The sequence below is a fragment of the Enterococcus sp. HMSC078F03 genome (assembly GCF_001811595.1).
GTDB lineage: Bacteria > Bacillota > Bacilli > Lactobacillales > Enterococcaceae > Enterococcus > Enterococcus faecalis.
This window is the reverse complement of sequence record NZ_KV805535.1, coordinates 79,305-90,648: the sequence shown is the minus strand read 5'-3', so window position 1 is coordinate 90,648 and position 11,344 is coordinate 79,305. Positions and strand designations below refer to the sequence as shown.

The following is an 11,344-nucleotide window of genomic DNA, read 5'->3' as shown; positions in this document are numbered from 1 at the left end:
GAGGATGAACAATGTTACACACAGTAATTTTGAAAAACAATTACCAAGACTCCATCAACTTAATGTTATTGACCAATAAAATCAATGCATTAGATGGTGTAACCATGAGTCAAATCATGATGGGAACAGATGCCAACAAAGACATCCTTAACAACACGAACTTGTTAACGGATGAGGCCAATAGTGCATCTGCAAACGACATGATGATTGTGGTTGACAGTGAAAAAGAAAACATCATGGAAGAAGTTATGCCAGCGATTGATGAATTCTTAGATGATTTATCAGCAAAGGGAACTAGTGAAGAAGCACAAGCAGCAACTTCTTGGTCAGAAGCGTTTGATCTTTTACCAGAGGCGAATGTAGCGCTATTCAGTATTCCTGGTGAATATGGTGCGCCAGAAATGGAACGTGCCTTAAAAAATGATTTACACGTGTTCTCTTTCACGGATAACGTGTCAATTGAAGATGAAGTACGTTTGAAAAAATTAGCGCATGAAAAAGGCTTACTAATGATGGGCCCTGACTGTGGAACTGGTATTATCTCAAGTATTCCAATCGCCTTTACAAATGTTGTTTCTCCAGGAAACATTGGGGTTGTTGGTGCTTCAGGAACAGGGATTCAAGAAGTTACAACGATTATTGACCGCTTAGGTGGCGGAGTTGTTCACGCCATTGGTACTGGTGGTCGTGACTTAAGCGACAAAGTAGGCGCTATCACTGTGAAAGATGCTATTGTGGCCTTAGAAAATCACGAACCAACCGATGTGATTACAGTCATCTCTAAACCACCTGCAAAAGAAGTTCGTGATGAAGTGGTTGAATTATTACAAAGTATTTCAAAACCAGTCGTTGCGATTTTCTTAGGAGAAAAACCAACAAGTCACGAAGGCAAAGTTTATCTAGCTCATACATTAGAAGAAACAGCTAAAATTGCTGTTGATTTAGCAAATGATGTGGCCGTGAAGAAAAATTACTTTGAAGCATTAGCAAAACCAGCTGTACCAACATTACCAGAAGATAAAGTTGTAAAAGGCTTATATTCAGGTGGTACATTAGCTTCTGAAGCAGGTATGTTAATTTCTGAAGCTTTAGACCTTGGCGGTTTAGTGAAAGCAGAAGGTTATGTCTTGAAATCTCACGGTTATGAAGTCATTGACTTAGGCGATGATATGTATACACAAGGTCGTCCCCACCCAATGATTGACCCAGATGTTCGTATCGAAAAAATTCGTGAATACGCACAAGATGAAAAAACTGGGATTATCTTATTCGATGTGGTGTTAGGCTACGGTGCTCATGAAGACATGGTTGGTGCATTGTTACCAGCAATTGAAGAAGCGCGTGCCACAGCCAAAGAAGCCGGACGTGATCTTTACTTTGTTGCAACTGTTTGTGGGACGACGAAAGATCCGCAAAATTACCAATCGTCGGTTGATCGTTTGAAAGAAGGCGGCGTTTTAGTTGCAGAAAGCAATGCTAAAGCTGTTCAATTAGCTTTATTGTTAAAAGGAATCGAAATTTCAGAAGACGATAAAGAAGTGGTTGCTTACAACGGACCAACTGTCGATGTACCAAAACCAGGCGAAAAAGTAATGGAACTATTAACAACCAAACCAAGAATCATTAACGTTGGGTTACAAAGCTTTACAGAATCAATCGTTGATTACGGTGGCGAAACTGTTCAATTTAACTGGCGTCCGCGTGCCAACGGCAATAAAAAAATGATTAAAATTTTGGATGCTTTGGAAGATTACAGTGAACAAATCGAAGCTGAAAATCACAAAGTAACAGACAAAATTAAAAATGCACAACCATTCTTAGTAGATGTGGTACCTGCAAAATCAGTGATTCCAGAATTAAATGATGACGCACAAAAAACATTACTTCATGCTGGACCACCAATCCAATGGTCTGAAATGACTGGACCAATGAAAGGTGCTTGTATCGGTGCAGCATTATTCGAACGTTGGGCAGACAACGAAGAAGATGCTTTGAAGATTTTTGAAGCTGGCGAAGTACGTTTCATTCCTTGTCACCATGTAAAAGCAGTTGGACCAATGGGCGGTATTACTTCTGGTAATATGCCAGTCTTTGTTGTAGAAAATCGCTTAGAAGGTAACGAAGCATACTGTATCTTGAATGAAGGTATCGGTAAAGTATTGCGTTTTGGTGCTTATTCACAAGAAGTGGTTGATCGTTTAGATTGGATTAAAGATGTTTTAGGACCAACTATTGCGAAAGCTTTGAAACTTTCTGAAGAAGGCTTGAACTTAAACGTATTGATTGCGCGCTCTATTACAATGGGTGACGAGTTCCACCAAAGAAATATTGCCGCATCTTTGAACTTCTTAAAAGAATTGTCTCCATTAATTATCAAAACAGATATTCCAGAAGATCAAAAATACGAAGTAATCAAATTCTTAGCTGACACAGATCAATTCTTCTTAAATGTCATGATGGCAACTGGAAAAGCAATTGTTGATGGTGCCCGTAAAGATACCAACGGAACGATTGTCACAACGATGACTCGTAACGGCGTGAACTTTGGGGTCCGGATTGCAGAAACAGGCGATCAATGGCATACCGCACCAGTAAATACACCAAAAGGTCTTTACTTCACTGGTTTCAGCGAAGAAGACGGAAATCCTGATGTCGGGGATAGTGCAATTACTGAAACAGTAGGCGTTGGAGCAATGGCTATGGTAGCTGCACCTGGCGTAACACGGTTTGTTGGTGCAGGTGGCTTTGAAGATGCGTTAGCAACCTCAAATGAAATGGCAAAAATCTGTGAAGGACACAACCCAACATTTTCAATTCCAACTTGGGATTTCCAAGGAACTTGTTTAGGAATTGATATCCGTAAAGTGGTGGAATTAGGAATTACACCAATCATCAATACAGGGATTGCACATAAAAATGCCGGTGTTGGTCAAATTGGTGCAGGGACAGTTAGAGCACCTCTAGGCTGTTTTGAAAAAGCCCTAGAAGCGTATGCTGAGAAACTAGGCATTACGGTTGAATAACCAACTAGTCATTAGTGACTACATTTTTCCTATCCACCAATATGGCAAGATGGGAACCATTCACAGTGTTTTTGAACGTTCATTTAATCTGAAAGTCCAGGATCAATTAATCAATGTTGCGAACTTCCATAATTATTTATCAAGCTTTGGTATGTTTTTGCCAGATCAATTGTTTCAAGAAATCTTTCCGTATGTACAACAAGGTAATAAAGTCAAAATCACAGAAAATCAGTTGACCTTTTACAGTACAGTCGGCGTGAAAACGATCCAACTCACACCTGCTGAGGTCGTTTCTTTAAACATTACTCATTTCAAGTTAGAAAAAGACCAATTACGCTTGTTGCAAGACCGCTTATTAGCGAGAAACTTAGAACGTAGAATTGGCCTGCCTTTAGACGAACGAGCAAAGCATATTTTCAAAAAAATGAGCCAAAAACAAAAAGTTTGGACACTATCGGAATGGCAAGAAGTAACGAATTATCTGATTGGTCGGGGCAAAGGGTTAACCCCGAGTGGTGATGACATTTTAGTAGCGTATCAAACAATTCTGTTCATACTTGCTGATGAAAGAGCTGCGGCGTTAGCCGCTACTCTTTCGGCAGCAAATTTATCCACAACAGATGTTAGTAAAGGCTATATTGCAAGCTCGGCTAAAGGATATGTAAATTCATTGTTGTATCAGTTACTCTTGGATTTGGAGAACCATCGGGATAATAGAGTTGACGAAAATATTGACAGAATTATACAAATCGGACATTCCTCTGGTAAAGATATGTCATTTGGAATGTTACTAGCTTTACAATCTGTAGAGTTAGATGAGAAGTGAGGAGAAGACATGGAGAATAGTAAAAAAAATCAAGCAGTGCAAGTGAGCAATAGTTACTGGATTAAAGTCGTAGCCATTTTCTTCGTAGGCTGGATTTTAATGTACGCAACACGAACTATTTTTAATCCAGTGATGGGGGTCATTGGAGAACAATTTGGTCTAAGTAACACACAACTTGGTTTAGCCAATAGTATCTTCTTTCTAACCTATGCTGTTGCACAGATTCCTTTTGGGATGATTGGCGATAAAATTGGGCGGAAATTAGTCATTGCTGTTGGGTTTATCGTTCTTGCTATTTCTACTTATTTTAGTGGATTAGCGACAACCTTTGTTATGTTTTTAGTCATTCGTGCAATTGCTGGTATTGGTCAAGGCGCTTACTATGGCCCGCAATATGCGCTATCGACAGAAGCGATTCCAGCAAGTAAACGGACCATCGGTAATGCCATCATCAATAGTGGGATGGCCTTCGGTACATCAGGTGGGTACTTACTTTCAAGTAAGTTGGTTTTAGAAAATGGTGAACATTGGAGCAAACCATTCTTTATCATGGCGATTCCAACGTTTATCGTAGGAATTCTTTTCTATACAATTTTGAAAGAAAAAGTGATTCGTCCTGGCGAAGAAGCTGCACGAGCAGCTGCTGAAGAAGGACCGCAAGAAAAGATCTCATTAAAAGAAATTTTTTCAAATCGTAATTTATTAGCCGCATTTATTTTATGTTTCACAAGTATTTATGCAAACTTTGTCATTATTACTTGGTTGCCACAATTTTTAATTGCTGAACGTGGCTTTACAGGAGCGAGCGTTGGTTTCATTTCATCACTTGTACCATGGGCCTCTATTCCAGGCGCCTTAATCTTCGCTCGTTTGAATGATAAAACAGGTGCGACGAAAAAATTAGTCTTTACATTAGTACCTTTAGCAATCCTATCTGTCTTTGCGATTGCTTTTGTAACAAATCGGACATTGTTAATTTCTGTTTTAATTCTTTATGGGTTAACAGGGAAATTAGCGTTAGATCCAATTATGGTGACTTTTGTTACCAAACATGCACCAAAAGCGGCCTTAGGAACAACGTTAAGTGCCTATAATTTTATCGGGATGTCAGGGTCAATCCTAGCACCGTATGTCACAGGATATTTAGCAGATACAGCAGGCTCAATGCAAGTTGGCTTCTATCTTTCTTGTGTACTATTAGTTATTGGTTTACTAGCTTTTGCTTTCTTAGCTAAAGATGAAAGTAAACCGAAATTAGGTTAATTATCCCTTCGATAATGACTGAAACAATCAAAATGAGCAAGACAAAATCTTTCATTTCGTAAACAAATTATTTCTTATCCGTCGATACTGAAAAGATTTTGTCTTTGCTTTACTAAAAAGGAGCGAATCAATCAATGAGTTTAAACGTAATTGCCCTAGGTGGGAATGCTATTTTAGATACGGATCCAACAGATGAAGGCCAAAAAGCCGTCGTTAATCACGCGGCCAAATATATTGCAGAATTTGTTGCCAAAGGGGAACAAGTCATTGTCTGTCACGGAAACGGACCACAAGTAGGGAATTTGCTTTTACAACAAAAAGCAGGAGAAAGTGAAAAAAATCCAGCGTTGAAATTGGATACTTGTGTTGCGATGACACAAGGAAGCATCGGTTACTGGTTACAAAATGCTTTAACTAATGAGTTTGAAAAACGTAACATTGCTAAACCAGTTATCTCTGTAGTTACACAAGTGCGTGTGGACAAAGAAGATCCTTCGTTTAAAAAACCATCAAAACCAATTGGTCCATTCTATACAAAAGAAGAAGCTGACGCGGAAGCAGCCAAAGATGGCTCTACGTATGTGGAAGATGCTGGCCGTGGCTACCGAAAAGTTGTTCCATCACCAATGCCTAAAGAAATTGTTGAAAAAGAGGCGGTTCGTGCTTTAGTAGAGGCGGACGTTTTAACTATCTGTTCTGGTGGCGGGGGCATTCCTGTCGTAGCAGAAGACGGACAATACGTAGGTGTGGAAGCGGTTAACGACAAAGATTTCTCTGCACGTGTTTTAGCTGAAAACGTTGATGCAGACCGTTTGATTATTTTGACAGGCGTTGATAACATCTACATTAATTACAATCAACCAGATCAAAAAGCATTAGAACAAATCAGTGTAGCCGAAGCAGAAGAATACATTAAAGAAGGTCACTTTGCTGCTGGTAGTATGCTACCAAAAATCGAAGCTGCCTTAGACTTCGTAAAAGGTGATGACAAACGGAAAGCAATCATTACTTCTATCGAAAACTTAGAAAACATCGATAAAGAAGCAGGAACTGTGATCAGTCAAAAGGGGTAGTTTACCATGAAAAAACCGTCCATGATCACCCAAATTGCAATTGCTGTTGTCGTAGGAATCCTCGTAGGACTCTTGATTCCTGCTAGCGGCAATTACTTGAAAATAGTTGGAGATGTCTTTTTGCGACTGATGCAAATGGCTATTCCTATCTTGATCTTAGGGCAAATTGTCCAAGCAGTTGGCAGTATTAATCCAAAAGAACTAACGAGCCTTGGGGGTAGAACAATCGCTGTTTTCGGGATTTCCTCCTTAGCTGCCGCTTTATGGGGCGTCCTAATGGCAGTCATTTTTAATCCAGGATACGGTGTTAAAATGACTGGCTTCCAAGATGCTTCTATTAAAGCGCAAGAAATCTCAATCACTGATACGATTTTAAATTTCGTTCCGAAAAATATTTTTGATTCACTGACTCAAGGATCGATTATTCAAATTATTGTCTTTGCATTATTTTTTGGTTTAGCACTGAATAAATACTTACAAAGCCATCCAGAGACACAACTCTTCCAAATAATTGTGGACTTTAATGAAGTTATCATTACAGTCATTCGATACGTCATGTATCTAGCACCTCTGGGGATTTTTGCTTTAATTGCTTCAACAATTAGTCACTTAGGCCTTCAAATTATTTTACCGTTAGTGAAGTATCTATTGGTCTATGGATTAGGAACTATTTTATTTTTGGGCATCTGGATTTTGGTTATCACATTGTACTGTAAAGTAAGTCCACTACGTTTAATTACAAACATGAAAAATATGTCTGTGATGGCCTTGGCGACAACTTCTTCAGCAATTACTTTACCAGTAGCTTTGGAAGAAACAGAAACAAAATTAGGTTTAAGTAAGCGAATTACTAACTTAGTGTTGCCGTTAGGTATGTCGTTAAACAGTAACGGTTCAGCGATGCATATGGCTTTTACTGTAATGACTATCGCTCAGATGTATCAGCTAGAGTTTGATATTACGAAAATGATTTACTTAGCAATTACAGCAACGTTTGTCTCACTAGCAAACGCAGTTGTTCCCGGTGCGGGCTTAGTCTCACTGGCAGTGATTGTTCCGCAAATGGGTTTACCCATTGAGAGTATTGCAATTTTTGCAGGCGTCGAATGGTTTGTTGGCATGTTACGAACAATTTTAAATGTCAATTCAGATGTTTACTCTGCTATTCTAGTTGCAAAATCAGTGGATGAAATTGACTATACTGTCTTTAACAGTAGCAATAAGTAGTGAAAAAAAGGGAGGAAATGCAAGGACGAAGAAGAAAATCACTTGTTTTCTTTCCCTTTTTTAAGATTAATGATAAAGGAGCAAGCGCAATGGAAGAAATGGTTGTCGTTACACCGGAGAAATTAGAAAAGCTGATGAAACAAAAATTAGAAGCTGCTGGTTTACATTCTGAACATGCCGAAGAAGTTGCTCGACATTTAACTTTTGCAGATGCTAGCGGTATTCATTCACATGGGGCGGTTCGTATGGATTATTATGCGGAACGGATTGCAAAAGGCGGGATCACGATTGACCCCGAATTATCATTTGAAAAAACTGGACCGTCCACTGCCATTTTTCATGGCGATAATGGCGTGGGTCAATTTGTTTGTAACGAAGCATTAGCTGCTGCAGTTGATCTAGCCAAAGAATCAGGGTTAGCATATGTTGGTGTTTCTCAAACGAGTCATAGCGGGACGTTATCGTATTATGTTAAAAAAGCAGCGGAACAAGGCATGGTTGCTCTTTCGATGTGTCAATCTGATCCAATGGTGGTACCGTTTGGTGGTACAAGCAATTATTTTGGGACAAATCCAATCGCTTTTGCAGCACCTAGAGCAGGTCATGAACCAGTCGTGTTTGATATGGCTACGACAGTACAGGCTTGGGGGAAAATTTTAGATGCACGTTCAAGAGATGTTGAAATTCCCGACACGTGGGCAGTAGACGAAAAAGGCCAGCCAACGACTGATCCTTATGAAGTACGAGGTTTATTACCGATTTCAGGACCAAAAGGATATGGACTAATGATGATGGTCGATGTCTTAGCTGGTTCGTTGTTAGGCTTACCTTTTGGTAAACATGTCAGCTCCATGTATGCGGATTTAACGGAGAAACGGAATCTGGGTCAGATGTTCTTAGTCATTGATCCAAGCCGCTTTACAGATTCTGAACGATTTAAAGAAAATATTAATCAAATGGTGGAAGAACTTCATAGTGTGCCTACAGCAGAAGGGTTTCAACAAGTTTACTATCCAGGAGAAATTGGTCAGCTAAACTATCAAAAAGCCATGTCAGAAGGCATTGAAATTCCACAAAGTATTTATGATTATTTAGTTAGTGAGATTGTACATTACGATAAATATGGCGGGCAAGGTGCCTTTGCCAAATAATGAGGAGCGCAGAGAGTATTCGCTGCTGCGTTGCTCTCGCCTTCTTTCTATTGGAGGAAAGTAAAATGAAAAAATCGTCAAAAGTAGCACTTATTTTTGCATTTTTAGTTAGTATTTTTGTGCCAGTTGCGGCCTTTGCTGATGAGATTGGGGATGTAGTTGCCCCGACAGGAATCATGGCATTAGTTGTGATTATTCCGTTGATTGTTGTTTTGGTTCTATTGTTTATGAAAGTCGATATGATTATTGCTGGTTTAATTGGTGGCGTCTTAGCGATGCTGATTGGTGGCATTGGACTAAAAGAAGCGAATAAACAGATGTTGGAAGCTATCCCAATGATGTTAGGAATTACCGTTCCCATCATTAATTCAGCTGTTGCGATGGCGGTCTTTAAAGCAGGTAGTTATTCAGCTGCATTAACTTTAGCCAAACGAGGCACAAAAGGAAAAGTCGAGTATGTTTCAGCTTTTATTGTTATCTTATTAGCCGCAGCCACATATATGTCAGGAATTGGTGGCGGAAGTGCGATGGTTATTGCGCCATTGGCCTTTGCCGCAGTTGGCGTTGTTCCTGAATTAATTGCAGCAATGTCTTTAGCTGCTGCGGTATCATTTACAACATCACCCGCTTCATTAGAATCAAGTATTGTTTCAAAATTAGGTGATATCAGTGTCGGTTCATATGTTTCAACCATGCGACCTTACTGGTTATTCTTCGTAGCATTAGCGATTGTTTTAGCCTTTTGGGGCACGAAACATAGAAATGTTGGCTTTAAAGAGTCGGCAGATGATGAATTTGATAAAAAGAGCAATGGTGAATTATTTAAAATTACCTTGCCAGCCATTTTCTTATTGTTTGCTGTAATTTTTGGACCAATTGTGAATGATTTAATTGGTTTTGCCTTCTTTACGCCACTTGTATACATGATTTTAACATTAGTTTTAATTTTCTTATGTACAGATTTCTCAATGAACAAATCTGTCGAAGCGATGGTAGATGGGTCTACATATATTTTGACTCGTTTATTCCAAGTAGGGATTTTCTTAGCCTTTATTAATGTTATTGCACAAACAGGAACGTTTGCTGTCATCGCAGGTGTTGCTGAAAATGCACCAGCCTTTATTGTCGTGCCAGTTGCCATTTTAACAGGGATTTTAATTGGGATTCCAGCTGGGGCCTACGTAGGTTCTGTTTTAACTTTAGTGCTACCAGTTGCTGTATCGTTGAACTTCCCGCCGTTAGCATTAGGTTTTGTAGCAATGGGTGTTGGTTTAGGTAGTCAAATGAGTTTCGTTAATATTACTATGCAAGCTTTATCTTCAGGCTTCCAAATTCCAATTTTGGATGTAGTTAAAGGAAACGTGAAATGGTTAAGTATTGCCTCTGTACTATTATTAGTTATCGGTTTAATCTTTGGATAAAAAACAATTTAGGGAGTGGAAAACATGGATTTATTAATTAAACAAGTTCGTCTTCAAGACGGTGAAGCATTACAAGATGTAGCTATTAAAGAAGGAAAAATCATTGAAATCGCCCCAGTTATTACTGGCGATGCCAAAGAAGTCATCGAAGCAGATGGTCGTGTTTTAATCCCAGGTTTTGTAGAAAGCCATTTACATTTGGACAAGGCATTAATCGCTGATCGTAAACCAAATAAATCAGGTACGTTGAAAGAAGCGATTGAAGTAACCGCGGAATTAAAACCAACATTTACCGAAGAAGACATTTACGACCGTGCTAAACGTGCCTTAGAAATGTTAATCGTTCATGGAACCACGGCGTTAAGAACGCATGCAGAATTTGACCCAGCGCAAGGTTTTACTGGCTTCAAAACAATTATGCGTTTGAAAGAAGAATACAAAGAGTTAATTGACATGCAAGTAGTTGCGTTTCCGCAAGAAGGAATTTTTAAAGCCCCTGGAACAGAACAAATGATGTATGAAGCAATGGATATGGGCGCAGACGTTGTCGGCGGTATTCCTTATAATGATGCACCAGCGAAAGAACATATTGATTTAGTGTTTGAAATTGCTAAAAAATATGATAAAGATGTAGATTTACACCAAGATTTTGCCGATGAAGCTGATGATATGAGTATTGAATATTTATGTGAAAAAACCATCGCTGAAGGCTACCAAGGCCGTGTTTCAGTGGGCCACTTAACGGCATTGCATGCCTTACCTGAAGCAGAATTGGCGCCTATTATTGCAAAAATGGCGGAAGCAAATATTAGCGTGATGGCTTTACCAGCAACGGATTTACATTTAGGAGCTCGCGGTGATCAGTACAATGTTCGACGTGCGGTTACGCCAATCCGTAAATTACGCGATGGTGGCGTGAATATCTGTATTGCTACAAATAATATTCGCAATGCTTTTACACCATATGGCACAGGGGATATTGTTCAAACAGCGATGCTAGCCATTCCTGTTGGGCACCTAGGTGGAGCGGATGACTTAAAAACAGTGCTACCAATGGTAACAACAAGTCCTGCTCGTGCGATGGGACTAGAAGGATACGGTGTCGCAGTTGGGAATAAAGCAGATTTAGTCTTATTAGACACAAAAGTGGTTGAACATGCGATTATTGATATTCCAGAACGGTTATATGTTATTAAAAACGGCCGTGTTACAGTCAAGACAGACAAAAAAGTCGAAATCATTCGTTAAGAAAAAAATCAAAAAGCTCAAAAGGTTAGTTTGCGCAACTAACTTTTTGAGCTTTTTTTGATAAAGGTGAAGATGTGTTTGATTGATCCTGTTTTAGTTATTTTTTTGTTCC

At 39.3% G+C, this 11,344-nt stretch carries 8 protein-coding genes; all 8 read left to right on the top strand.

The window, feature by feature from the left end; genetic code table 11:
• Positions 1–11: 11 nt before the first annotated feature.
• Positions 12–3,023 carry a bifunctional FdrA/YlbE family protein gene (gene fdrA / locus HMPREF2810_RS15160; RefSeq protein ID WP_002355249.1) on the top strand — a complete coding sequence of 1,004 codons (3,012 nt, stop codon included), beginning with the start codon at positions 12–14 and terminating at the stop codon, positions 3,021–3,023.
• Positions 3,016–3,849, top strand: coding sequence for an oxamate carbamoyltransferase subunit AllH family protein (locus HMPREF2810_RS02230; RefSeq protein ID WP_002415952.1), 834 nt, complete (start codon positions 3,016–3,018; stop codon positions 3,847–3,849). Before fdrA ends, HMPREF2810_RS02230 begins: the two co-directional genes overlap by 8 nt.
• A 9-nt stretch (positions 3,850–3,858) precedes the next feature.
• Complete coding sequence (locus tag HMPREF2810_RS02225) at positions 3,859–5,112, top strand: MFS transporter (protein ID WP_002355251.1); 1,254 nt, start codon at positions 3,859–3,861, stop codon at positions 5,110–5,112.
• Positions 5,113–5,246: 134 nt separating this feature from the next.
• Complete coding sequence (arcC, locus tag HMPREF2810_RS02220; RefSeq protein ID WP_002355252.1) at positions 5,247–6,185, top strand: carbamate kinase; 939 nt, start codon at positions 5,247–5,249, stop codon at positions 6,183–6,185.
• A 6-nt stretch (positions 6,186–6,191) separates the two neighbouring features.
• Positions 6,192–7,412, top strand: coding sequence for a dicarboxylate/amino acid:cation symporter (locus HMPREF2810_RS02215; protein WP_002361159.1), 1,221 nt, complete (start codon positions 6,192–6,194; stop codon positions 7,410–7,412).
• An 89-nt stretch (positions 7,413–7,501) separates the two neighbouring features.
• The gene (gene allD / locus HMPREF2810_RS02210) at positions 7,502–8,563 is read left to right on the top strand and encodes an ureidoglycolate dehydrogenase (protein WP_002413499.1); all 1,062 of its coding nucleotides are present in this window, start codon (positions 7,502–7,504) and stop codon (positions 8,561–8,563) included.
• The gene (locus HMPREF2810_RS02205; RefSeq protein ID WP_371079487.1) at positions 8,563–9,984 is read left to right on the top strand and encodes a citrate transporter; all 1,422 of its coding nucleotides are present in this window, start codon (positions 8,563–8,565) and stop codon (positions 9,982–9,984) included. The genes allD and HMPREF2810_RS02205 overlap by 1 nt, the downstream gene beginning before the upstream one ends.
• 24 nt (positions 9,985–10,008) lie before the next feature.
• Positions 10,009–11,232: an amidohydrolase family protein gene (locus HMPREF2810_RS02200; protein WP_002383666.1), complete on the top strand. Its 1,224-nt coding sequence runs from the start codon at positions 10,009–10,011 to the stop codon at positions 11,230–11,232.
• The last annotated feature ends 112 nt before the right edge of the window (positions 11,233–11,344 follow it).